Annotated in this window: 18 protein-coding genes; 11 read left to right on the plus strand and 7 right to left on the minus strand. The window is 42.2% G+C overall.

Features of this window, described 5'->3' with window-relative positions; translation table 11 throughout:
* Window positions 1-139: 139 nt before the first annotated feature.
* From HUW48_RS05205 to hppD, 3 genes are all read right to left on the minus strand, one after another.
* Window positions 140-1,909, minus strand: coding sequence for an APC family permease (locus tag HUW48_RS05205; RefSeq protein WP_182414665.1), 1,770 nt, complete (start codon window positions 1,907-1,909; stop codon window positions 140-142).
* A 295-nt stretch (window positions 1,910-2,204) separates the two neighbouring features.
* On the minus strand, window positions 2,205-3,938 hold the full coding sequence (locus HUW48_RS05210) for a phospho-sugar mutase (protein ID WP_182414666.1): 1,734 nt from the start codon (window positions 3,936-3,938) through the stop codon (window positions 2,205-2,207).
* Between the two features lie 341 nt (window positions 3,939-4,279).
* A complete protein-coding gene (gene hppD / locus HUW48_RS05215; RefSeq protein WP_182414667.1) occupies window positions 4,280-5,386 on the minus strand; it encodes a 4-hydroxyphenylpyruvate dioxygenase in 1,107 nt (368 codons plus the stop codon).
* Between the two features lie 147 nt (window positions 5,387-5,533).
* On the opposite strand from hppD, the gene HUW48_RS05220 reads away from it, so the two are divergent.
* From HUW48_RS05220 to HUW48_RS05270, 11 genes are all read left to right on the plus strand, one after another.
* The gene (locus HUW48_RS05220) at window positions 5,534-5,932 is read left to right on the plus strand and encodes a hypothetical protein (protein ID WP_182414668.1); all 399 of its coding nucleotides are present in this window, start codon (window positions 5,534-5,536) and stop codon (window positions 5,930-5,932) included.
* Between the two features lie 662 nt (window positions 5,933-6,594).
* On the plus strand, window positions 6,595-9,762 hold the full coding sequence (locus tag HUW48_RS05225) for a SusC/RagA family TonB-linked outer membrane protein (protein ID WP_182414669.1): 3,168 nt from the start codon (window positions 6,595-6,597) through the stop codon (window positions 9,760-9,762).
* 15 nt (window positions 9,763-9,777) lie between these two features.
* Window positions 9,778-11,295, plus strand: coding sequence for a SusD/RagB family nutrient-binding outer membrane lipoprotein (locus HUW48_RS05230; RefSeq protein ID WP_182414670.1), 1,518 nt, complete (start codon window positions 9,778-9,780; stop codon window positions 11,293-11,295).
* Window positions 11,296-11,476: 181 nt separating this feature from the next.
* The gene (locus HUW48_RS05235; protein ID WP_182414671.1) at window positions 11,477-12,442 is read left to right on the plus strand and encodes an RraA family protein; all 966 of its coding nucleotides are present in this window, start codon (window positions 11,477-11,479) and stop codon (window positions 12,440-12,442) included.
* Between the two features lie 41 nt (window positions 12,443-12,483).
* The gene (locus tag HUW48_RS05240; protein ID WP_182414672.1) at window positions 12,484-13,776 is read left to right on the plus strand and encodes a mandelate racemase/muconate lactonizing enzyme family protein; all 1,293 of its coding nucleotides are present in this window, start codon (window positions 12,484-12,486) and stop codon (window positions 13,774-13,776) included.
* 75 nt (window positions 13,777-13,851) lie between these two features.
* Window positions 13,852-15,351 (plus strand): mandelate racemase/muconate lactonizing enzyme family protein, encoded by a 1,500-nt coding sequence (locus HUW48_RS05245; RefSeq protein ID WP_182414673.1) that lies wholly within the window; start codon window positions 13,852-13,854, stop codon window positions 15,349-15,351.
* Between the two features lie 113 nt (window positions 15,352-15,464).
* Window positions 15,465-16,595, plus strand: coding sequence for a bile acid:sodium symporter family protein (locus HUW48_RS05250; RefSeq protein WP_246343700.1), 1,131 nt, complete (start codon window positions 15,465-15,467; stop codon window positions 16,593-16,595).
* A gap of 68 nt (window positions 16,596-16,663) precedes the next feature.
* Window positions 16,664-17,095: a nuclear transport factor 2 family protein gene (locus HUW48_RS05255; protein WP_182414674.1), complete on the plus strand. Its 432-nt coding sequence runs from the start codon at window positions 16,664-16,666 to the stop codon at window positions 17,093-17,095.
* Window positions 17,096-17,224: 129 nt separating this feature from the next.
* A complete protein-coding gene (locus tag HUW48_RS05260) occupies window positions 17,225-18,157 on the plus strand; it encodes an RraA family protein (protein ID WP_182414675.1) in 933 nt (310 codons plus the stop codon).
* A gap of 175 nt (window positions 18,158-18,332) precedes the next feature.
* The gene (locus HUW48_RS05265; RefSeq protein ID WP_182414676.1) at window positions 18,333-19,265 is read left to right on the plus strand and encodes an RraA family protein; all 933 of its coding nucleotides are present in this window, start codon (window positions 18,333-18,335) and stop codon (window positions 19,263-19,265) included.
* Window positions 19,266-19,393: 128 nt separating this feature from the next.
* On the plus strand, window positions 19,394-20,908 hold the full coding sequence (locus HUW48_RS05270) for a mandelate racemase/muconate lactonizing enzyme family protein (protein WP_182414677.1): 1,515 nt from the start codon (window positions 19,394-19,396) through the stop codon (window positions 20,906-20,908).
* Between the two features lie 117 nt (window positions 20,909-21,025).
* Here the strand turns inward: HUW48_RS05270 and trpS are convergent, their stop codons facing one another.
* The 4 genes from trpS to HUW48_RS05290 all read right to left on the minus strand — a co-directional run bounded on the left by trpS (window position 21,026) and on the right by HUW48_RS05290 (window position 24,521).
* Window positions 21,026-22,006, minus strand: a complete 981-nt coding sequence (trpS, locus tag HUW48_RS05275) for a tryptophan--tRNA ligase (RefSeq protein WP_182414678.1) — start codon at window positions 22,004-22,006, stop codon at window positions 21,026-21,028.
* A gap of 201 nt (window positions 22,007-22,207) precedes the next feature.
* Window positions 22,208-23,008, minus strand: a complete 801-nt coding sequence (locus tag HUW48_RS05280; protein WP_182414679.1) for a queuosine precursor transporter — start codon at window positions 23,006-23,008, stop codon at window positions 22,208-22,210.
* A gap of 200 nt (window positions 23,009-23,208) precedes the next feature.
* Entirely contained in the window at window positions 23,209-24,126 is a 918-nt protein-coding gene (locus tag HUW48_RS05285; protein WP_182414680.1) for a ribonuclease Z, read from the minus strand.
* Between the two features lie 17 nt (window positions 24,127-24,143).
* Window positions 24,144-24,521 (minus strand): STAS domain-containing protein, encoded by a 378-nt coding sequence (locus tag HUW48_RS05290; RefSeq protein ID WP_150092066.1) that lies wholly within the window; start codon window positions 24,519-24,521, stop codon window positions 24,144-24,146.
* Window positions 24,522-24,530 lie beyond the last annotated feature (9 nt).

Here is a 24,530-nt window from a genome sequence, read left to right on the forward strand (position 1 = left end):
AAATAAAAAGGAGTGAAATTTACCGCTTAAAACATAAAAAAATTTGCTAAATGGGTACCAGATAGCCAAAGCAAATTAAACTATTTGTTAAAGTCTTTTTAAAGTATAGAATTAAAAATAAGTGGTTTTGCTTTTTTAACTATATAACTAAACGTACCCCGCCCAACTCCTGTAAGCCATAATGAAACCGCTGGCCAGGCGAGCCGATAAACATAAAGTTTTTAGGTATATTCCACTTTTGAGATAGCTCATTAATTAATTGGGGACCAAAATGACCTTTGATAACAATAAAATCTACGTCTAAATCCGGGTACGCCCGGTCTAGTACATCTACTTCGTGGATTAATTTTTTGGGTGGGTGTTCGTTCTCTCCGAGCACGTTCACAATCTTTATTTTATTGGTGTGTTCGTTATCTTCAATGTAGCGCATTACCTGGTTAATGTTGGCAATATTATCGCCCCGGGTAAAAAAAACAAATTGCTGCGAGTTAATTTCGGTAATTAACCGTTTAAGCCGGTACGAGGTAAAAGGTAAAAATTTGGAAAACGTACCTTCCGATATCTTCACTAAATAAGTAAATAGCCGGAGTAAGGTAGTACGATACAACATAAAAAATACAATAGATACCGTGGGAATAAAATATTTAAAAAATACTAAGAGATACGGCGGATTTAAAATGGCATTGCCTATCAGGGCGGCAATAACAGCACCAATAGCAATAAACAAGGCAAGCCCGGAAGCGCGTTCCGGCCGTGGTAATTGGCTGCGGCGGAGTTTAAGCAAGATATTTCCTACTCCAAATAAAGTCATTACCGAGAGAAACGAAATAGTATATACCCCAGCTAAAGCGCCTAAGTCGCCTTTGGTAATGAGTAATATAGAAACACAAAGCAGAAAAAAGGCTACCATTATTAAATAAGCGGTGCCTCTTTTATTGGTAATAAGTAAAAATTGGGGCAAGCACCGATCCAAAGTCATGCGGTGCACCAAACCGGTTACTCCTACAAAGGACGTTAAAACCGCTCCGCTGAGTACCAGGGCAGCATCTATGGAAATAAGGGTAGCCAACCATTTGCCACCCGCTACATCCCCGATATAAGCTAGTAAAGCGGCTTGATGTTCGGGAACCTCGCTCATGGGAATAATGCCAATGATTAAAAAAGCAATAACCGGATTAAAAATAGTAACCGCCATCCACATGTTGCGCAACGTTTTCGGGAAAACTCCCCGGGCCTGTTCTTCCACGAAATTAGCCGAACTCTCAAAACCCGAAATACCTAACATAGCCGCAGAAAAGCCAAAAAATAAAGCCCGCCAAATACTGCCACCCGGTAAAGGCTGCGAAAAGTTAAACTCGAAGGTACCTAATCCGTGGCCGAATAAAAATATACAACCTACTACAATAAGCAGCGTGAGGGTAACAATGTGCGTGAGGAAAATTAGGATTGCTACAATAGATGATTCTCCAATTCCCAAAATGGTTAAACCCATAAAAAATGCCAGTAAACCAACCGTAGCATACATAATAGGCAAGCCTTCCCAAAGATGATGCACATAATGCATAGCTTCGCTAGCCGAAATAACGGCAGTAGCCATGTATGAGAGTAAGGTGAGGCAGGCAGCCAGTGAGGCGGTACGTTTACTGGTAGTGTTCAGCAAAGCATTATAAGCGCCACCATTTAAAGGCAAAGCTCCTACTACTTCGCCGTAAATTTTCCGGAATAAGAATAAGATAATGCCAACCATTAAAAGAGCTAGCCAGGCAAATTGGCCGGCATAAATAACGGCCAAAGCCGAAACATATAAACAAGAAGAAGTTATATCGTTACCGCAAATAGCGGTAGCAGGAAGCTCACCTAATTTAGGTGCATGCGATGGCGCAATTGCATGGGTTAAGTCTTTTTCCATTTAAGTCTTTAAAAAGGAGTAAAGCATGAAATTATATATCTTCTGTCTTGTTTAATTAATTACCAGCATTAGTTACGTACTGATTAAAGGAGTTGTTTTAATCCTTGGCTTAAGCTTTTTAAGAAGAAAATTTGTTTAATAAAAAAGCGGATTTGACCAAGGTATTTTAGAATTTTTAAACTTCTTAATTGATTGCAGGGCTTTAAATTTTATAACATTAGTCACATAAAAAAATCCTGACACGGATTCCGGTATCAGGATTTAAAACTTTGTCTATTTCACGATAGAAACTAACCTAGCGTAATTTCATATCGGCAATAATCTCGTGAATGCGGCGGGTAAGCTGGGCATCTACCCGGTCGAAGTCAGCTTCGGAAGGTAGTTTTTGCTGCACGCTAAAGTAAAATTTAATTTTTGGTTCAGTTCCGGATGGACGAGCGGAGATTTTAGAACCATCGGCGGTAATAAACTGCAATACGTTAGAGCGCTCCATGTCTATGGTATGTTCGGTACCAGTCTCCAGATTTTTAATTACTCCGGTTTTATAATCCCGTATTTCGTGAACCCGGGCACCATTAATTACCTGCGGCGGGTTATCACGCAAGGCCTGCATCATTTCAGCAATTTCTTGTTGTCCGCGCTGCCCTTTTTTAGTTAAGGAAATTAAATCTTCTTTGTAAAATTTAAATTCTTCGTACATGCTAATCATAAGCTGGTACAAAGTTTTTCCCTGGTCTTTGGCTACAGCCGCCATTTCGGCAATCATGGCGCAGGAAGCAATAGCATCTTTATCGCGCACAAAATCCCCGATTAAATAACCATAACTTTCTTCGCCGCCGCCAATAAAAGTTTCTTTGCCTTCTAATCCCCGGATTACTTCGGCAATGTATTTAAAGCCGGTAAGCGTTTGATACGATTTTACCCCGTATTTGTCGGCTACCCGGTTCATGAGCTCCGTAGTAACAATGGTGTTGGCGATAAATTCTTTACCGGTTAGTTTTCCCGCATCGTTCCAGGCTTTTACTAAATAATAAATAAGTAAACTACCGGTTTGGTTACCGTTGAGCAGCACAAATTCGCCGTGGATATTTTTTACTCCAATGCCTACCCGGTCCGCATCTGGATCAGTGGCCAGTACCAGGTCGGCGTCTATTTCCTGGGCTTTTTGCAAAGCCAAACTCATGGCCTCTTTTTCTTCGGGGTTCGGATAAACTACCGTTGGGAAATTGCCATCTGGGGTTGCTTGTTCTTCTACGATAGTAACATTGGTAAAGCCCATTTTAGCCAGAATGCTAGGCACTAAAGTAATGCCCGTACCGTGCAAAGGCGTATACACAATTTTTAAATCGTGCTGCCGATGAATAGCTTCGTGCGAAATAGATAAACCAGCTACGCGTTCCAGGTAAGCTTCGTCAACCTCTTCGCCAATTAACTGGATGTTTTCTGCCTTAGGCTCAAATTTTATGTCTTCAATCGATTTAATGGCATTTACTTCGTTGATGATATTTTTATCGTGCGGCGCTACCACCTGACCACCATCGTTCCAGTAAGCTTTGTAGCCATTGTATTCTTTGGGGTTGTGCGAGGCGGTTAAAACTACGCCGCTGTGACACCCTAAGTGCCGGATAGCAAAAGAAAGTTCGGGCGTAGGACGCAGCTCTTTAAAGAAATATACTTTAATATCGTTGGCGCTAAAAACATCGGCCACAATGCGGGCAAACTCCGGGCTGTTGTTACGGCTATCATGGGCAATGGCTACTTTTACTTGTTCATCCGGGAAAGATTTTTTTAAATAATTACTTAAACCTTGCGTGGCAGCACCCAGAGTATAACGGTTCATGCGGTTACTACCTACGCCCATTAAGCCGCGCAGGCCGCCGGTGCCAAATTCTAAATCGCGGTAAAACGCATCTGTTAACGATTCGTTTTGGGTACCGTTCATTAATTCCCGAATCTGGGCTTTGGTTACGTCGTCGTAAGGACCGTTCAACCAGGAGTCAATTTTACTTTGGATAGCTGGGTCAATCATAGTTTTGTCGGAAAATTTATTTCGTGATTATAAATTAAAACTTTTAAAATTAGTATACGGAGAGTTTATAAATATAATTTCCCCTAATTGCAAAATTGTATGCTATACAAGCAGTATGGTTTATTTAATGAAAATTTATTGCTAACTACTTTTAAAATAAAGAGACATAATTATCTAGCTATTAGAAATTAAACATAATTAAACAATATTCTTGCTTAATCAGTAAAACCAATACCCGTTTTAGGCAAATAGTCTTTCAGTTACTTATAATTCAAGTATGATTTCTTCCTAAACCTAATCTAGAGAAGAAAACATATTTAGAAGGCACTTAGATTTACTTACTACAAATTTCCGCGCCGGGCTTGTTCGCGTTCAATGGCTTCGAACAAAGCTTTAAAATTTCCTTTTCCGAAAGATTTAGCACCTTTCCGTTGAATTATCTCGTAAAATACGGTAGGCCTATCTTCTACGGGTTTAGTAAAAATTTGAAGCAAATAACCTTCCTCGTCTCGGTCTACCAATAAATTTAAATCTTTAATGGCATTTATTTCTTCGTCAATAGTTCCCACCCGTTCCATCAAATCCTCGTAATAAGTGGCGGGTACTTCCAAAAATTCAACACCCCGTTTTCGTAGTTCGGCCACGGTAAATAAAATGTTATCGGTAGCCAACGCAATATGTTGCACCCCCGGGCTATGATAAAAATCTAAATACTCTTCAATCTGGGATTTCTTTTTGCCTTCGGCGGGCTCATTAATCGGGAATTTTACGTAGCCATTACCGTTCGATACTACCTTCGACATTAGGGCTGTATAATCCGTCGAAATATCGTTATCATCAAACGTAATTAATAATTTAAAGCCCATTACTTTTTCGTAAAATTCTACCCACTTATTCATTTCGCCCCAGCCAACGTTGCCTACACAATGGTCGATGTATTTTAAACCAACGGGGTTTACTGGGAGCGCACTTTTTCTTTGGATAAAGCCGGGCATAAACGGACCGTTATAATTTCGTCGTTCTACGAATGCATGAATGGTTTCGCCGTAAGTATGGATAGAAGCAGTAGTTACTTCTCCAAATTCATCCCGGATAGTTTGCGGTTCTGCGGCTGCTTTAGCACCACGCGCAATGGTTTCCCGAAAAGATTTTTCGGCATCGTCTACCCACAAAGCCAATACTTTTACCCCATCGCCGTGAAGTAGAACGTGCCGCGCAATAGCAGAGTCGGGTAGGAGGGAGGTAGTAAACACCAACCGGATTTTACCTTGCTGTACCACGTAGCTGGCTTGGTCGCGCCGCCCCGTTTCCGGGCCCGCATAGGCAATTAGTTCAAAACCAAAAGCGGTTTGGTAGTAATAAGCTGCTTGTTTGGCATTACCCACGTAAAACTCAATGTGATCGGAGCCGTTTAAGGGCAAAAAGTCGGACGAAGAATTAGCATGCATACTTTTACAGAATAATTCTTGATTTAAACATTTTACTTGCCGTTGGTAAACCACCGGAAAACACACATTGCAGGTTCAAATTATTTATTATTTACTTGCAATTGCTAATACATGTTTTAAAATTTGTAGAAATCATAGCAGGCACTCATGAACATTAAAGATTTAAATGAATCTCTTATAGCCATTATTCAAAAAAAGCATGAACTAGGTAAGCTTACTTACGACGACGGTCGGTACGACGATGTGGAAGAAGAACTACACGACCTGGAAGATGACTTTAATGAAAAATTTGGCGATTACTTAGAAGATATACTCATCCAGGTACACGATAAAGTTTGTCCGGACACGGATGTATTGCTGCCTACTGCTTATTTACCTACTCAATTAGCCAGCGATGATAACACAACTATTTCGTCGAAAGAAGGAGTTTGGGTAGATACCGAAGAATACCCGGATCGCGAAGCCCGCCTGGTATTGGTTCCAAACCCTACAAGATTAGTTTTGTCAGTGGGCAAAAACGTACGTAAAGAAGTCTGGAAGGCTTAATACTTAATTTAAACTAATTAACAAAAATCCGGAACGGTTAAACTGTTCCGGATTTTTTTATTTTCTATTTCTCTGTACAATTTTTTATAAGCCAAAACTACAGTACTGCTCTAATCTTATTCGCGCGATTTAAAAGTTAACAGTAGGTATATTATAATAAAGTAGTACACCTAAAAGCGCAGTACATCTATACTCAAATAAAGTAAAAAAATCAAGAGATTAATTTTCTTCTTCCAGTCGAGGAAGTTTGCCTTTTTAAAATATACCTTAATTTAATTGATTTTTACTATTGTAAAATTTACAATAAGTACTAAATTTGTTAGAACTGATTTTAAATATTATTAAAGAAAAGGCTGTTTTTAAGTTATGAAATTAGTTTATTTTTATTGTTTAGGTAAGTAATTAAACAAATTTTCAATAAATGCCCATCATTAAAAAATAATATGTAAGTAAGCTCCATTTATGATGAAATATTATTATAAGTAAATATATCGTGTCCTCTCTCCCTATTTAGGGTTGTCCCCTCAGAAACTGTCTTCCTTTTTAATAAATATTAATTACTAAAAGAGAAGCGGTAATCATGAGGCTAGAAACAAGTATAATTTCCCTTAAAAAGATTAGAATCTCTAACTAGTAAACCAATTAATTTAAATAAAAAGTGTATGCACAAATCTAGACTCATTTTTTACCTACTAACATTTTGCCTGGGAGTCTTCGGGGCAATAAATGTTCAGGCCCAAGGAAGGCAAATTACCGGAACCGTTACATCGGCCAAAGACAAGCAGGCTATTATCGGGGCAACTATCCTGGTTAAAAATACTACCACCGGTACTACCACCGATGCAGAAGGGAAATTTAGCTTGAACGTTCCGGATAATGCGACTTTGGTAATTAGTTATATTGGTTATACCAACCGCGAAATTCCAGTAGGTAATCAAACAGCTATTAATATTACGCTGGAAGAAAATTCGGAAGCACTGGAAGAAGTAGTAGTTACAGCCTTTGGTATTAAGCGCGATGCTAAAAAACTAGGTTATGCTACATCTACTGTAAATACTGAGCAGTTAACAACTACCCGCACCACCAACGTGGGTAATAGTTTAGTAGGTAAGGTGCCTGGTTTACAGGTGCAGGCGCCACCTAGCGGTCCAGGCGGTTCTTCAAAAATCCGGATCCGGGGACAAGCTTCTTTCGGAGCTAACAACTCTCCTTTGATTATTGTAAACGGGGTGCCGATTAACAACTCTACTGGCGGCTCGGCTAACAGCGGCGGAACAGGTTATAACGGCGAAGCTCGTACTGATACCGGCGATGGTCTGCAAAGTATTAACCCCGACGATATTGAATCCATGACGGTATTAAAAGGAGCGGCTGCTTCGGCGCTTTATGGTTTTAGAGCGGCAAATGGCGCTATTATTATTACCACTAAATCTGGTAAAGGCCAAACCGGTATTGGGGTAGAGCTTAACTCTAACTTCCAGGCCGATCAGGCTTTAGATTATACCGATTTTCAATACGAATACGGCCAGGGCGAAAACGGCATCCGGCCGCAAGTACTCGAAGGCGGCCCTAACGCGGCCCGTGGTCCATCGACTGGTACAGGTACCTGGAGCTTTGGCGAGCGTTTTGATGGCCAGCCCACTATTGCCGTAGATGGTCAAATGCATCCTTACAGCCCTTATAAAAACCGGGTGAAAGATTTTTATCGCACTGGTACCACCTGGACTAATTCGGTTGCTTTAAGCGGCGGCAGCGATAAAGGTAATTTCCGTTTATCTTTCGCCAATACCAATGCTAACAGCATTATTCCAAACTCGGAGTTCAACAAGAAGATTTTAAATTTTGGTTTAACTTATAACCTGACCGATAAGCTATCTACGCAGTTTAACGCCAACTACTCGAACGAGTACAACAAAAATCCTCCCGTTGTAGCGCAGCAGGATTATAACATTAACCAAACAGTTTATACCATTGCCAATAGCATAGATGTAGCCTGGCTGGAAGCGGCTTACCAGAATGCCGCTGGTAACGAAATTCACCCATCCCGTTTCACGAACCGTACTAACCCGTACTGGAGTATTAATAAGCGTTTAGAGGAAAACCGCCGCGACCGGATTTTTGGTAATGCGTCAATCCGTTATCAGTTTACTCCCTGGTTATACGCGCAAGGTCGGGTAGGGCAGGATTATTTTACTAACCCCTACAATGCCAATCGCCCAACGGGTACAGCCTTCTTAGTTTCGGCCACTACAGGGTTTAACGGTAACTTTTACCAAAGAGAAAATACCTTCCGCGAACGCAACTTAGACTTCTTAGTTGGGCTTAACCGCGAATTTGGCAAGTTTGGTATTGATGCTACCTTCGGAGGTAACTCCATGGACATTAAAACTACCAGCCTGGGTACGTCGGTAACTAACTTCTACGTGCGTGACCTGTATACCATCGGCAACGGCCAGGTAAAAGAGCCTACTGCGTCTTATTCCCAGAACCGGGTAAACTCCTTGTTTGGTACCGTAGATTTCTCGTTTAATAACTACTTGTTTTTAAATTTAACGGGCCGTAACGACTGGTTCTCTACTTTAAATCCTGAGTCGAACAACTATCTGTATCCATCTATCAGCTCCAGCTTTGTGTTCAGTCAGGCGTTCCCAAGTTTGCCAGCCTGGTTAAACTATGGTAAGGTTCGGGTAGCTTACGCCGAAGTAGGCGGTGCGACCGATCCGTATTCTAACGCTTTATTCTATAACATCAACGCGAACCCGTTATCAATTAATGGCAGCAACTATGCTTTAGGTAATATTTCTGGTTCTGTTAGCCCGAACCCGAACTTACGGCCATTGAGCGTGCGCGAAGCCGAGGCTGGTATTGAATTAAGAACTATGGATAACCGCATTAATTTAGACTTTAGCGTTTACCGGAAAAACACCGTGGATGAAATCCTGAACGTGGATATCTCGAATACTTCTGGTTATAACCAAACTAAAGTAAACGTAGGTAAATTAAGAAACCAAGGTATTGAGGCTTTATTAACTTTAGAACCCGTACGTTCCGAAGCTATTACCTGGACCAGTGCCTTTAACTTTACTATTAACAAAAGCGAAGTTCTGGAGCTGGCTAATAACCAAACCCGCTTCGACGTAGCCAATGCGCAAGATTTAGGTGCCTTTATCGGTTATGTGTCGCACGAAGTTGGCAAGCCTTTAGCTTCTTTGCGTGGTTTTGATTACAAGCGTGATGACCAAGGCCGTATTTTAACTGCCAACGGTCGTTTTTCACAGGGTAATTTAGTGACTTACGGCAGCGCCATTCCTACGCACACTGGTGGTTGGTTAAACACCGTTAATTTCAAAGGTTTCCGCTTATTTGCTCAAATTGATTTTAAAGCGGGTCATAAGTTAATTTCTAACTCTAACTTTAACTGGTACCGCCATGGCTTGCACAAAGCCTCTTTGGTTGGCCGCGAAGGTGGGGTAGTAATGCCAGATGCGGTAAACGCCGATGGAACGCCCAACACTACTCCCGTACCAGCTCAAGAATTTTACAATAACTACCGCAGCGTAAACGTAACTACCCCATTTGTTTACAACGCTAGCTTCGTGCGTTGGAGAACCTTGTCTTTAGGCTATGACTTAACACGGTTCGTGAACAAGTCATTTGTGAAAGGTTTAGCCGTTAATGCCTTTGTAAACAACGTTTTCATTATTAAAAAATATGTCGACAACCTGGATCCGGAAACCCAATTCTCCGCATCTGACCTTAACACTGGTTTAGAGGCGCATGCCATGCCTACTACCCGCAGTTATGGTTTAAACATTAATATTAAGCTTTAAGCAATTATGATTTACATGAAAAAATATATATCCCTGGCATTTGCCGCTTTATTATTAAGCGTGAGTAGCTGCGACAAGGATTTCGAAGAAATTAACACTAATCCTAACCAGGCCCTCGACCTAGACCCAGTCTATTTATTAAACAACGCCCAATTTGCCTCGGGTAACCAATCCATGCATTTTTATGAAGGCAATATTGTGCAACAGGTAAATACGCCTTTTACTGGGGTAGTGGAGGCTGGTAACCACAACGTGCTTAACGATGCCAACACCCGCTCTTTATGGAATGGCTTGTACGAAGGACCGGTACGAAATACGGTAGCCATTATCGAAAAAACCAAGGCAGATCCAGAGAAGAGTAACCTCTACAATATGGCCCGTATTTTAAAGGCTTATAACTTTATTGTACTGGTAGATACGTACGGCGACGTACCTTACTTTGAAGCGGGTAAAGGTTTTCTGGAAAGCACTTACCTACCAAAATACGACGATCAGAAAGCCATTTACGATGATATCCTGAAGGAATTAGAAGAAGCTACCGCTGCTTTGGACCCCGCTAAACCTACAGTTACCGGTGGCGATATTTTCTACAATGGCAATGTTGAAAAATGGAAGAAATTAGGTAATTCCTTGTTGTTGCGCGCAGCCATGCGTTTCACCGAATTAGACCCAGCCAAAGCAGATCAGTGGGTAGACAAAGCCGTGGCTGGACCATTAATGGTTTCTAACGAGGATAACGCTTTTGTTAAGTTTAACTCGCCCGCTTACGTGCACCCAACCACTGCCGGACTTACCGCTACTGAAAAAGCTAACTTCTTCGCTGGTGAGCCTTTTGTTAACTACCTGAAAACCTACAACGATCCCCGGTCGCCTTACATTGTGGTGCGGTACTCGCAACGCGGTTCCGATACTGGTGGCGATATGAACACGAATTTGGCGGATCAGTTTGGCTTGCCTTACGGGTATTCGGATGTAACCTTACCAACTGCTCCGGGTTACCGCGGTTCTTTGGATGCCTACTCGCAATTCCGTCGTAACACCGTATTAAACCAAAATTCGCCGGAGTTTTTAGTAACCTTCGCTCAAACTCAATTATTATTGGCTGAAGCAGCTCAAAGAGGATTTATTGACGGTGATGCTAAAAACTACTATGAAACCGGTATTAAAGCGCACATGGACCAACTAAAAGGCTATGATGCTACCATTGATATTCCGGAGGACGTGAAAAATGCTTACGTGCAGCAACCCGGTATTTTGTTCGATCCGGCTACTGCTTTGGAGCAAATTAATACGCAGTATTGGGTAGCTTCTTTCCGGAGCTGGTCCGAAGCCTGGGCTAACTTCCGCCGTACGGAGCTGCCTAGATTGCAGCCTATTAACTATCCTGGCGAAGATGTTTCGGTAAAAGGAGGCTTTATCCGTCGCTTAGTTTATCCGAACCGCGAAGTATCCGTGAACCAGGCCAACGTGAACGAAGCCATTACCCGCATGGGCCCTAATGTATTGGGTACCCGTTTGTTCTGGGATAAATAGTTTTAAAATCCGCCTGGTTGCTGCTTGTAATCAGGCGGATTTTAAAATTTTTACTTTTTACCGCATTAAAATTTAGTTTGAACACAGGTGAAAAGCAAAAATTCAGATTATCTACAATATTAAAATAATATCTTACCACGCATAAAGCAGAATTTACATTCGCTATCCCATTTTTTGGCAAATGAAAAAAGTATTTACTCTACTATTACTGGCTTCCTTTTTTATTCCTGTTTCTTTAACGCAAGCGCAACAGATTTCGAAAGAAGAACTTGTTTTTTTAACCCCGGAATGGAAGGGGGAGCGCTTTCCGGATGGTCGTCCCAAAGTTTCGGATGACATTCTGAAGCGCATGAAAGCGGTAAGTATTGAAGAAGCCTGGGCTACTATGGGAGGCACCCAATTTAATTACCAATTAGCAGAAGATTGGCCTGTTCGAATCAATCCGGACAGTGTACTAGTTGGCCGTGCATTTACTACTACATTTATGCCGTATCGCCCGGATATGTGGAAAGTAATAGACGAACGCGGTAAAAAAGAAGGCCGCCGTAACCAGAACGTGTGGGGGGTAGAGCAACTGCAAAAAGGCGATGTATACGTGGGAAGTCAGTTTGGCTTGCACAAAAACGGACCTACCATTGGCGACCGCGTAGCCGCCGATATTTACAGAAGAACCGGTAATGGTATTATCTACGACGGTGCTATCCGGGATATTGAAGGATTAAAAGCCATGGGCCGGTTTACTTCCTATGTTACCAGCTATTCCCCCTCGTACCATAACCCGCGCAGCGATTTAAATACCATGATTATGGGCATTAACCAACCTACCCGCATCCGGCAGGTAACAGTTATGCCGGGCGATATAGTATTGGGTAAAGAAGGTGTAGTTATTTTCATTCCGCCGCACTTGGCAGAAAAAGTAGTGAAAGCATCTGAAAAAACCCGCCTGGAAGACATGTTTGCCCATATTCGTACCGCAGAAGGTAAATATACCGCCGGGCAAATGGACGCGAACTGGCCGGCTGAAATTCAGAAAGATTATCTGGCCTGGTTAAAAGCCAGCGTGAAAGATAAAAAAATGAAATTACCGGTTGCTAAAGCTCAAGTCGAGGAAATTATAGCAACCAGTAGTGTTAATAATGTATTTTAAACTTTAACCTAAACACTTAGAAAATTCCTAATTTAAAATATATGTCAAATAAGCAAAATCGCCGCTCCTTTTTAGGTAAGCTTTCATTAGCTGGGGCTGCTGGTCTGTTAGGCGCTCCGGCCCTGGCTTCGGCTGGTACTGGTTTAGTTGGTGCTAAAGAAAGAACTTCGCACGCTTCCGCTCCCTCTGATCTGAAAATTACCGATGTAACCTGTGCTTTTATTAAAGGTGGCCACGATTTAATTGTAAAGATTTCAACCAACCAAGGTATTGTAGGTTGGGGACAAGGGGTAGATGCCGTAGCCGGAACTTACTATATGGTAAAGCAATTGGGCAGCCGCTTAAAAGGCCAAAACCCATTAAACCCGAACCGCATTCAGGAAGATATGCGGAAAGGGGCTTTCTTTGGTGGCGCCCAGTCGGGGGTTTATGTAGCCGTAATGGGAGCAATCGAATCCGCTCTTTGGGATGTTACGGGTAAAGCATTAGGCCTGCCAGTTTACCAATTATTAGGCGGTAAATTCCGCGATAAAATCCGGGTATATTGCGACACCGCGCTTTATACTTCACGTAACCCTACCCCCGATGATTATGCCAAATCAGCAAAAGGTGCCGTTGATAAAGGGTATACGGCAGTTAAGTTTGACATTGACGAAGGCAACGACCCGAACAAATACGACCGTTATAACTGGACTGCCAGCCCCGCTGAGCTAGACCGGATGTACAATGCCATTGCAGCGGTTCGGAAGTCAGTAGGACCCAAGATTGATATTTGCGTGGATATGCACGGCCGTTACGATGCCACTACGGGCCACAGAGTAGCTAAACTGATGGAGCCTTTAAACCTGATGTTTTTAGAGGAGCCCATTCCGGCCGATAACATGGACGTGTATAAAGAAATTACTAAAAGCACCTCTACTCCGATTTGTGCCGGCGAAAACATGTATTTAGCTTACGGCTTTACCAAGGTTTTAGCAGATGGCGGGGTGGATATTATCATGCCGGATTTACAAAAAGTAGGTGGGTTAGGAGAAGGACAACGCATTGCTAATTTATCCAACTTGTATTATGTGCCTTTCTCGCCGCACATGGTAGCTACTTTCCTGGGAGCCATGGCCTCGGCTCACGTTTGTGCTTCCGTGCCAAACTTCCATATTCTGGAGTGGCAAACTTACATGGATACCGAGCAGATTTACAAAGACGTAGTAAAATACGACAAACCATTCATAGAAAAAGGGTTTCTTACTGTTTCGGATAAACCAGGTGTTGGCGTAGATATTAATGAAGAAGGCTTGAAAAAATACCATCCGAAGGATATACCATTCTTTGTGTAAAACATTCCTGCTTAAACTACTAAACTTTAATTTTTTTAAATTTTATTTTCATTACGCCTAAATTTTTAAAACTTTATGAAAAGCATATTACAGAAGATTATTGCCCAGAACAAACAACAGGAGAAAGAAACGGCCGATGCCATGCAGGCCGAAATTAAAGATCCGCAAACATCAGACAGTCGCCGCTCTTTTTTAAAAAAATCAGCTTTAGGTGGTATCTCGCTGGGTGCTTTTATGGGCCTTTCTTTTGAAGATACCATTGCTCAAACTACTTCTAAAGTTAAGCGGGCATCTAATCCTTCGGAGTTAAAAATTACAGATATGCGTTATGCCTTAACCAGTGTGTTGGGCGGTACGGCTATTATCCGGATTGATACTAACCAAGGTATTTATGGTTTAGGCGAAGTACGGGACGGGGCAGATCCACGGTATGCGTTAATGCTGAAAAGCCGCATTCTGGGCATGAACCCTTGTAACGTGGAAATGATTTTTAAAGCCATTAAGCAGTTTGGTGGTCAAAGCCGGCAGGCTGGTGGTGTTTGCGCTGTAGAAATGGCCCTTTGGGATTTATGCGGTAAAGCGTATAACGTACCCGCCTGGCAATTACTAGGTGGCCGCTACCGCGATAAAGTTCGCTTATACGCCGATACGCCGGAAGCGGGTTCGCCGGAAGAACAAGCTAAATTAATTAAATTCCGGACAGAGGATCAAGGATATACCTGGCTGAAAATGGATATTTCCATTGGCGAACTAAAAGGCAAACCCGGCACCGTGGTAAACTCTAAATTCTGGGAAAATGCGCAGGGCAACTTGGCGCAGTGGGGCGACCAAAGCAATTACATGTCTTATGGCAATACCTTGCACCCATTCACGCAAATTCAAATTACCGATAAAGGCTTTGAAGAATTGGCTAAAATTGCGGAAAATGTGCGCAGCATGGTGGGTTACGATATTCCGATTTCTACGGACCACTACGGCCACTTCGATCATAACAACGGTATCCGGTTAGGTAAAGCTTTAGAAAAATACCGCTTAGCCTGGTTAGAAGATATCATCTCCTGGGAATATACTGATCATTGGAAAACCATATCGGATGCTTTAGAAACTCCAACTACTACCGGCGAAGATATTTACCTGCTGAAATACTTTAAGCCTTTAATTGACAAAAAAGCGGTTGATATTATTCACCCGGATTTAGCTAGTTCTGGTGGTTTATTGGAAACCAAGCGCATCGGTGATTACGCCGAAGAAGCGGGTATTGCCATGGCTATGCACCAGGCCGGTACGCCGGTATCATTTATGGCCAACGTGCATTGCGCGGCGGCTACGCAAAACTTCCTGGCGCTGGAGCACCACTCCGTAGATTTACCTTGGTGGGAAAGTTTAGTAAAAACTACCGATGGCAGAAAAATGATTACCAAAGGTTACGCCAATGTACCGTTATCTGCTCCTGGGTTAGGCATTGAGCTAAACGAAGATGTGGTAAAACAACACCTGGATAAAAGAGATAAAACGTTTTTTGCCCCAACCAAAGAGTGGGATGAAAGACGTTCGCATGACCGTATATTTAGTTAATTTAAAAATAAAGCGGATGGCCTTGCGGCTTTCCGCTTTATTTTTTAGCTTTTATTTAAAAAGCCACTTCAGGCACCAGGAAAATTATTTCGTTACGAATAATAGTTTATACTTTGAAAAAGAACAGCATTTATAAAGTAGCCCTGGGGGTAGCAGCCGTTGCTCTGCTGGCGGCACTTGTATTTATTTTTAGCGGCAACAACGCGCAGGCGGGTCCTTTATTTATTTTATTTTTTGTTGCTTTAGGAGTTGGTTTCCGGGGTTTTGCCGTTACAAAAGGCTTTGCCTATACCATGATGATTTTTGCTGCGGTAACTACCGCGCTCAATTTTCCGCAGTATTTCGTGGAAGTAAACGGATTTAAATTTGCCGCACTCATTACGCCACTTATTCAAATAATTATGTTTGGCATGGGTACCGAAATGGGTTTGAAAGATTTTGCCGGCGTTTTAAAAATGCCGAAAGCAGTATTAATTGGCTTAGTAGGTCACTTTACGGTAATGCCTTTGCTGGGATTTTCTCTTGCCAAAGCGTTTGGTTTTCCCCCGGAAATCGCGGCGGGTGTAGTTTTAATTGGCAGCATGCCTTGCGGCTTAGCGTCTAACGTAATGTCGTACCTGGCTAATGCGAATTTGGCTTTATCGGTAACCCTTACTGCAGTAGCTACTTTGCTGGCTCCTTTCTTAACTCCTATGTGGATGAAAATTCTTGGTGGTCAGTTTGTGGAAGTGGATGTTCTGGATATGATGTGGGATATCGTGAAAATGGTGATTTTCCCGATTGGTGGCGGTTTGTTGTTCAACAAGTTTTTTAAAGGCAAAGCCGACTGGGTAGATAAAGCCATGCCTTTGGTTTCAATGATCGGGATTGCCTTTATTATTACCATTATTACGGCAGCTGGTCGCGATAACCTGATTGTTATTGGTCCGGCTTTAATCGTGTGCGCCCTTATCCATAATACCGGTGGTTATTTGTTCGGCTACTGGATTGGCCGTTTGTTTGGTTTAAAAGAGCGCGATGCCCGTACAATTGCCATTGAGGTGGGTATGCAAAACGGCGGTTTAGCTTCTGGATTGGCCAAAGAAATGGGGAAAGCCGCAACCATTGGTTTAGCTCCCGCAGTATTTGGTCCGTTAATGAACATAACCGGCTCTATCCTGGCCTCTTACTGGCACCGCAAACCGCCCCGCGACGAGGAGGAAACCTTAAACCTGGAAGTGAATGAGCTAGCCGTTAAATCTTAAGCGGCATGCACCAGGTAAAATCCAGGAACCGGTAAAATTAAAAATTTTTACAAATTGTAGATTTTTAGATGAAAAAAATATATGTCTTGTGCCTCCTTTGGGTAGGACTTTCTTGGAGTAGTTGGGCGCAAACCGCCGATGAAAAGCAAGTAGCCGCTGCCGTAGAAATTTTTAAAAATGCCTTAACCACTGCCGATAAAAAATTGCTGGAGTCTATAACTGCCGACGAGCTAAGCTATGGACACTCCAGCGGAAAAGTAGAAGATAAGGCTGCTTTTGTGAATGGCGTATTAAACGACCCGATTAAGTTTAATATTATTGATTTACAAGATCAAACCATCCGGGTGGCGGGTAATACGGCTTTGGTGCGGCACGCTTTTAATGCCAAGATTACGAATAACGGTACGCCCGGCGAAATCAAAATCCGGAATTTACTGGTATGGCAAAAGCAGAAAGGGCAATGGAAACTTCTGGCCCGGCAAGCTTTTAAAGTGCCTTGATTTTTAAATTTTAATCATTTTGGCTATGCCATACTGAGGTTTAATTAGGTTGTAATAATAGGAATTGCTCCCGTAAAAACCACAATAAATTATCTCACAACTTCCTTAATTTTAATAAACGAAAGTATAATGAATAAGAAATTATTGCTAGTTGGCGCTCTTGCTTTAAGCGGATTTTTGGCAAATGCGCAAGTACGGGTAGGCTCCACGTCCGAAACAGTAAAAGCCTTGACTTCTAACTGGAAAGGCGAGCGTTTTCCGGATGGTCGCCCCAAAGTATCGGATTTAGTTTTGGAGCGTTTACAGAATTGTACTTTAGAACAAATTTGGGGTTATTTGGGCAATAAAGGCTACCGCAACCAGGTAGAGAAAAACTGGGTTATTTTAAAACCCGGCGAAACCATGACGGGCCGGGTAGTTACGGCGCAGTTTATGCCCACTCGCCCCGACCTGGATAGTTTGGTAAGAGCCCAGGGCAAAGCCGAAGGCCGTTCGCAAAAAGGTGGTATTAACATCTGGCCCATCGATATTTTAACCAAAGGCGATATTTACGTGGCCGATGGATATGGTAAAGTAAAAGACGGTACTTTAATTGGCTCCAGCTTAGGTAACGCGATTTACGGCAAAACTGGCAAAGGCGTTATTTTTTACGGCTCTATCCGCGACATGCAAGAATTAAAAGATACCAAAGGCTTTAACGCCTGGGTAAAAGGCCACGACCCGTCGTACATCAAAGACATGACGCCAGCTTCCATTAACGCACCTATCCGGATTGGCGAAGTTACCGTTTTCCCCGGGGATGTGGTGTTTGCGAACGAATATGGCGTGGTGTTTATTCCGGCGCACTTAGTAGAAGGTTTGGTTTCAGCTTCCGAAATGACCGCACTGCGCGACGAGTTTGAGCGGGTACTTTTAACGCAAGGCAAATATCCTTCCGGCGAAATTCACGGCGATTGGTCCGATAAAATTAAAGATGAGTTTAGAACCTGGATCGGAAAATATCCGAAGAAATTAGCCATCACGAAGAAAGACATTGAGGCTTACTTAGCTAAAGGTCATTAATCAATAAAAGCTAATTGTTGCTTTTAAACAGATGCTTTTTTAATTTTTTGCGTTTGTTTTTTATTTGGCCTTTTATTTCATAAGATTATAGCCTGGTTAGTTAGCCAAATCTGTCTTAAGATTTAGTTAACTAACCAGCTTGTTTTTACCAATCATTCATTTAATTACAAACCTAATGAATTTTAAAATTTCATTCGTAGTACTTTCTGCTGTAAGCCTTTTTGGTTTTAAATCTTTACATGCCCAAACAATTTCAAAAGAAGAACTTACCTTTTTAACTTCGGAGTGGAAGGGCGAGCGCTTCCCGGATGGTCGCCCGAAAGTGGCGGAAAGCTTATTGGAAAGAGCGAAGAAAGTTGGTATTGCCGATGCCTGGACCGTTTTAAAAAATGAAGGTTACCTGAACCAATACGAAGGCAACTGGAAAACTGTAGACGATGTAACGCCGGTAGTAGGTCGGGCGGTAACCGCCCAGTTTATGCCTAGCCGCCCCGATGTAGAAAAAAGCATTCTGGACCGTGGTCAGAAAGTACAGGGTCGCAAAGGCGCTTCTAACTCCTGGCCCATTGATGTACTCGTGAAAGGCGATGTGTATGTAGCCGATGGTTTTGGTAAAATTGGCGGGGGAACCTTAATGGGCGCTACGCTGGCTAATTCTATTTATAATAAATCGGGTAATGGTGTTGTGTTTAACGCGGCTGCTCGCGACCTCGAAGAAATTCAAACCATAAAAGGATTCAACGCATTTGTGCGCGATTGGCACCCGTCGTTTTTAGAAGGCAGCGTGTTAACCGGTTTAAATACACCCATCCGGATGGGCAACGTAATGGTAATGCCTGGCGATTTAGTAATTGCCAAGCGCGAAGGTGTATTGTTTATTCCGGCGCATTTGGCTGAACAAGTTATTAGTACCTGCGAATTCGTAATCCGGAAAGATAAGTTTGGTATTGAAATGATTAAAGCCGGTAAATATTCTGCCGGCCAAATTGATAGTCAATGGAACGATCAGTTGAAAAATGATTTTCTGAAATGGTTAGGCCAACATCCCGAATTGGGCACCATGACCAAAGCCGAAGTAGACAAAGTAATGAGCAAAAGAACCTGGTAAATTTTTTTTTAAATTTTTAAAAAGCTGAAAGAAATTTCAGCTTTTTTTATTTCTACACCAATTTAATCTTGTTTGTAGCTTGCTTTTTTAGTATCATCAGCAATAAAAATCATAAACAGCTAAAGTAAATGAAGAGCATACTTCAACAATTAATGGCTGCTAATCAGGCCAACGAGAATGGACAAAAAATGGCTGCGCAAGCCGAAATGAGTAATCCGCTCACAACCCCCGCCCGACGAAATTTTTTAAAAAGGACTGCGTTGGGTGGTATTTCTTTAGCTGGTTTCCTGAATTTTTCGCTGGAAGATACCCTGGCCCAAAGTACCGCCAAAGTAAACCGGGCTTCGAACCCTTCGGAATTAAAAATAACGGATATGCGCTACGCTACGGTTTCGAATGGAACCTCGTTCACCAACGCGCGCAACGTTATCATCCGGATAGATACCAACCAGGGTATTTATGGTTTAGGCGAAGTACGGGATGGGGGAGATGCCCGCTACGCGCTGTTTCTGAAAAGCCGGCTTCTGGGTCAAAATCCTTGCAACGTTGAAATGCTCTTTAAAACAATTAAGCAATTTGGTAATCATGGCCGTTTGGGCGGCGGCGTTAGCGGCGTAGAAATGGCGCTCTGGGATTTAGCGGGTAAAGCGTACGGCGTTCCGGTTTGGCAACTGTTGGGCGGGCGTTATCGCGATCAGGTGCGGCTTTATTCGTACGTGCCCGGGCACTCGGTTACGAACATGGACGTGGCCAAATTTAAAGCCGATATTAAACACCGCATGGAAGAGCAAGGGTTTACCTGGTTAAAAATGCACCCCGGTATACAAGTGTACAGTAGTATTCTGGGAACTACGGTAAATACCAAGTTTGTACCTGGCTTCGGCACCGATGATCTGAGTTTTGGTTCCTACCAAAGTACGCGCCATCCGTTTACCGCCATTCAGGTAACCGACAAAGGACTAGACTTGCTGGCCAAATACGTGGATACTATTCGGTCTATTGTGGGTTACGAGGTTCCATTATCCGCCGATCACATGGGGCATTTCGACGTGAATAACTGTATTCGGGTAGCGCGGGCCCTTGAACCTTTCCGGATGGCCTCCCTGGAGGATTTTGTGCCTTGGGATAGCACCGACCAGTTAAAAACCATTACCGATGCCATCACCACGCCCACCATGACTGGCGAGGATATTTACTTAAAAGAAACCTTCCAGAAGCTCTGCGATGTGCGCGCCGTAGATATTGTGCAACCCGATATGGGAAGTTCCGGCGGTATTCTGGAAACTAAAAAGATTGGCGATTACGCCGAAGAAAAAGGTGTAGCCATGGGCCTGCATTTTGCCGGTACCCCCGTTTGCTTTATGGCTAATGTACACAGCGCCGCTGCTACCCAAAACGTATTAGCCCTGGAAGTACCAAACCAGATAGTCGATAATCCGTGGTGGCCCACTTTAGTAAAAATGGTAGGCAAACAACCATTGTACACCAAAGGCTTCGCGCACGTACCTTTAGATGCACCTGGTTTAGGCGTAGAATTAAACGACGAAGTGATGAAGCAACATCTGCATAAAGAAGACACTACCTATTTCCGGCCAACACCCGAGTGGAACGAAAAACGCTCCCACGACCGGATTTTTAGTTAAGTTTAAACTTTGACTAACAGTAACAAGAAAGCCGGAAAATGTTCCGGCTTTCTTGTTGAATTCCATTATAGTAGTGAATCAAAAATTTTAAAATTCCCCGAAGTTATTTCCGTAATTTTATGCTTGGGCATTGTAGCCTAACCGTTGCCGTACCCGCGCGAGTACCTGCGAGCCAATGACCCGGGCTTTGGCTGCACCTTCGGCTAGCTTCTGATCTACTTCGGGTAGGTTGTTCATGTAATAGTTAAATAACTCCCGTTCCCGCTTAAATTTAGTAATAATTAACTCGTATAAAGCTTGTTTCGCGTGCCCGTAACCGTAATTACCAGCCAAATAATTAGCACGCATTTTTTCCGTTTCTTCCGACGAGGCTAACAAAGCATACAAAGTAAAAGTCGTATCGTTTTCCGGATCTTTAGGTTCTGCTAAGGTTTTACTATCGGATATGATCGACATGATAGTTTTCCGTAAAGCCTTATCCTCTACAAAAATATCGATAATGTTACCGTACGATTTACTCATTTTAGTACCATCTGTACCCGGAATAGTCATTACTGTTTCGTCTATTTTGGCTTGTGGTACTACAAAGGTTTGACCATACGTATTATTAAAGGCATTGGCAATGTCGCGAGCTATTTCCAAATGTTGCATTTGGTCTTTCCCTACCGGTATAAATTCAGCCTCATACAAAAGAATATCAGCAGTCATAAGAACCGGGTAGGTAAATACACCTGCATTTACATCAGATAGGCGGTTTAATTTATCTTTAAAGGAATGAGCATTGGCCAGCATGGGATACGGTGCCAGGCAGCTCAGGTACCAGGTAAGTTCGGTAACTTCAGGTAAATCCGATTGCCGGTAAAATATATTGCGATTAGTATCAAACCCAAAAGCTAACCACGCGGCAGCTACCGCATACGTGTTCTGACGCAATAGCTGGGCATCGCGCACCGAAGTGAGCGAGTGCATATCCGCAATAAAATAAAGTGAATCGTTGGCAGAGTTTTTAGAAAGCTCAATAGCCGGAATGATGGCGCCTAACAGGTTGCCTAAATGCGGCCGTCCGGAGCTTTGAATGCCAGTTAAAATACGCGACATACTATAATTAAATTTTTGGCAAGTTAGTTATGAAAGTTGCAGGTTGCAAGTTACAGGTGGAAAGGTTAGAAAGTTGGCATATTCAGAAACTACAAATAGTACTTCATCAAAAGCACCAAATTTCATAAATATTAGAAGATATACTACGCTAATAATCGCAAGAACTTGATAAATCTTATTTTTTGATTTTCAACCTAAAACCTACAACTCGCTTTTGTCTAGTACGGCTTCGTGTTGAATTTCTTCGGAAAGGTGATTCCCAAGGTAGCGGTCAATAGCAAAATGAGCCAGGTATAAAAGAGGCGTAAGAACTACAGCTACCACAAATTTATACATATAATTAATGGTAGCTACTGCCAAAACTTGTTTTAAAGGCCAATTCCCAAACAAATAAAAAGCCACGAACAATACCACCAGCGAATCGATTAGCTGCGACACTAACGTGGAACCTGTGGCTCGTAACCAGATTTTGCGGCTACCGGTAACCCTGCGTAACCAATGAAAAACCGAAGCATCTAAGAATTGCGAAATTAAAAATGCCGTTACTGATCCGATAATAATGCCCGAGCTCTGGCGAAAAATACTGTTGAAAGCAAAATTAATATTAAATGGATGGCCAGCGGCATCTTTGTTATTTACATCTAACCAGAACTGCGCTGGGGGCAAGGCACCAATAACGGTAATTACTAAAAACATATACAAAATCAGCAGTACCGTAATAACACTAATTTTTTTAACGCCCTCTTTCCCAAAATACTCATTAATAATATCGGTACTAATAAATACTATGGGCCATATTACTACGCCGGCGGTTAAATTAAAATCTAAGTTAAATCCGGGTAAAACTGGAATTTGAGCTCCTGGTAAACCAAAAATTGCCTCTGCCGAAAATATTTTAACTCCAATTAATTCTGCTAATAAAGCATTCGCCAGAAAAATACTGCATAAAATTAAAAATAAGGTGTTTCGTTTTCGATGGGCAGATAAAGCTAACTTAGCCATAGTAAATTTTTGCCAGCTAAATTACGCGAAGAAGTCAAAAATAAAAGAGGGAAAAGCTATTTATTTGCTTCATTATCTTAATTATTCGCTCTCCTATATGTAAGTAAAAAGACTAGCGAATTATTATTACTAAAAGCTTAAATGCCCGAATAGAGATGCTTGTTTTGAGTTGAATTTATAGAGATTCGAAAATTAACGGTTTACTCTAAAATACTGATGGTTTTGCCTTCGGTGGCCAGTTGCGTGTTGTCGAAAACAGATTTAGCTTCGAGCAGAAGAGGAGTTAAATCGCGGTAGCGTACCGAAAAATGACCAATTAATAAGCGTTTCACCTCGGCCTTTCGCGCCAAAGTAGCTGCCTGAAGAGCTGTGGAGTGCATTGTGTAGGCTGCTTGCTCCTTGAGTTCGTCCAGAAAAGTAGCTTCGTGGTACAATAAATCAACTTGTTTAATGTACGGCAGAATATCTTCTTTATAGCGGGTGTCAGAACAGTAAGCGTATGAACGGCTACGGTTTGGTTCGCTGGTTACATCGGCGTTTGCTACCAGTAAATTGCCAGTTTCATCTAAAATGTCTTCGCCGGCTTTAAGCCGCACTAACTGGGCTGGGGTTAAAAAGCCAGGTAATTTATCTTTAATTAAATGCCTTAGTTTAGGTTTTTCCCGGAATAAAAAGCCGCAGCAATCTATCCGGTGCTGCATGGGCAAGGTGTGTACCGTAATGGCTTTGTCTTCAAATACCTGCGCGTGAACCGTAGTATCGAGTTCGTGATAAGTAAGTTTAAAGCTTAGTTGGGTATGAGAATACCTGAATTGTGTAGTGAGTATTTCGTCTAAACCTGCGGGACCAAATAAATTTAAGGGCTGCGTGCGTTGTTGCAGGTGCATAGTGGAGAGCAATCCAAACAAACCGAAAAAATGATCGCCGTGGAGATGGCTGATGAAGATATTAGAAATGCGCTGATGCTTTACTTTGTAACGCATCAGCTGCATTTGGGTATTTTCGCCGCAATCAATTAGATTAATTTGATTGCCTATGGTTAAAACCTGAGCGGTATGATGACGATCGGGAGAAGGAGTGGCGGAAGAACTGCCTAGTATTTTAAGCTCAAATTCCAATACTTCCGCTGCTTACCTTATTCTTCTTTGTTTGTTAAATCGCGCTCGATCTCGTGTAAAAATACCCGGTCAATAGCTTCTTCTACGGTAGGTAAAATGTTTAATACAGATTCTAATTTAGAAATAGTAATTAATTTCATTACGTGATCTTGTAAACCAGCTAGAATTAATAAACCATTAGAAGAATTACATAAACGATTAGCAATTAAGATAGAGCTTAAACCGGATGAATCGGTATATTTTACGTTGCTTAAATCCAGAATAAGGTTGGAGATACCTTCGGCGTTAAGTTTAACAAATTCTGATTTTAAATCTGGGGCAATAGTTGTATCTAATTTCTTCTCATCAATGGTGATGATAGTATAATTTTCTTTTTTATCAATGGTGTATTTCATAAGAACTGA

Source organism: Adhaeribacter radiodurans (assembly GCF_014075995.1).
Classification (GTDB): domain Bacteria; phylum Bacteroidota; class Bacteroidia; order Cytophagales; family Hymenobacteraceae; genus Adhaeribacter; species Adhaeribacter radiodurans.

Bases quoted from the DNA above. Each gene is read 5' to 3' on its own strand.
- HUW48_RS05245 (WP_182414673.1), top strand. From the start codon at position 13,852: ATGAAAAGCATATTACAGAAGATTATTGCCCAGAACAAACAACAGGAG.
- HUW48_RS05270 (WP_182414677.1), top strand. From the start codon at position 19,394: ATGAAGAGCATACTTCAACAATTAATGGCTGCTAATCAGGCCAACGAG.
- HUW48_RS05230 (WP_182414670.1), top strand. From the start codon at position 9,778: ATGAAAAAATATATATCCCTGGCATTTGCCGCTTTATTATTAAGCGTG.
- trpS (WP_182414678.1), bottom strand. From the start codon at position 22,006: ATGTCGCGTATTTTAACTGGCATTCAAAGCTCCGGACGGCCGCATTTA.
- HUW48_RS05260 (WP_182414675.1), top strand. From the start codon at position 17,225: ATGAATAAGAAATTATTGCTAGTTGGCGCTCTTGCTTTAAGCGGATTT.
- HUW48_RS05210 (WP_182414666.1), bottom strand. From the start codon at position 3,938: ATGATTGACCCAGCTATCCAAAGTAAAATTGACTCCTGGTTGAACGGT.
- HUW48_RS05240 (WP_182414672.1), top strand. From the start codon at position 12,484: ATGTCAAATAAGCAAAATCGCCGCTCCTTTTTAGGTAAGCTTTCATTA.
- HUW48_RS05290 (WP_150092066.1), bottom strand. From the start codon at position 24,521: ATGAAATACACCATTGATAAAAAAGAAAATTATACTATCATCACCATT.
- HUW48_RS05225 (WP_182414669.1), top strand. From the start codon at position 6,595: ATGCACAAATCTAGACTCATTTTTTACCTACTAACATTTTGCCTGGGA.
- HUW48_RS05255 (WP_182414674.1), top strand. From the start codon at position 16,664: ATGAAAAAAATATATGTCTTGTGCCTCCTTTGGGTAGGACTTTCTTGG.
- HUW48_RS05265 (WP_182414676.1), top strand. From the start codon at position 18,333: ATGAATTTTAAAATTTCATTCGTAGTACTTTCTGCTGTAAGCCTTTTT.
- HUW48_RS05220 (WP_182414668.1), top strand. From the start codon at position 5,534: ATGAACATTAAAGATTTAAATGAATCTCTTATAGCCATTATTCAAAAA.
- HUW48_RS05280 (WP_182414679.1), bottom strand. From the start codon at position 23,008: ATGGCTAAGTTAGCTTTATCTGCCCATCGAAAACGAAACACCTTATTT.
- HUW48_RS05235 (WP_182414671.1), top strand. From the start codon at position 11,477: ATGAAAAAAGTATTTACTCTACTATTACTGGCTTCCTTTTTTATTCCT.
- hppD (WP_182414667.1), bottom strand. From the start codon at position 5,386: ATGCATGCTAATTCTTCGTCCGACTTTTTGCCCTTAAACGGCTCCGAT.
- HUW48_RS05205 (WP_182414665.1), bottom strand. From the start codon at position 1,909: ATGGAAAAAGACTTAACCCATGCAATTGCGCCATCGCATGCACCTAAA.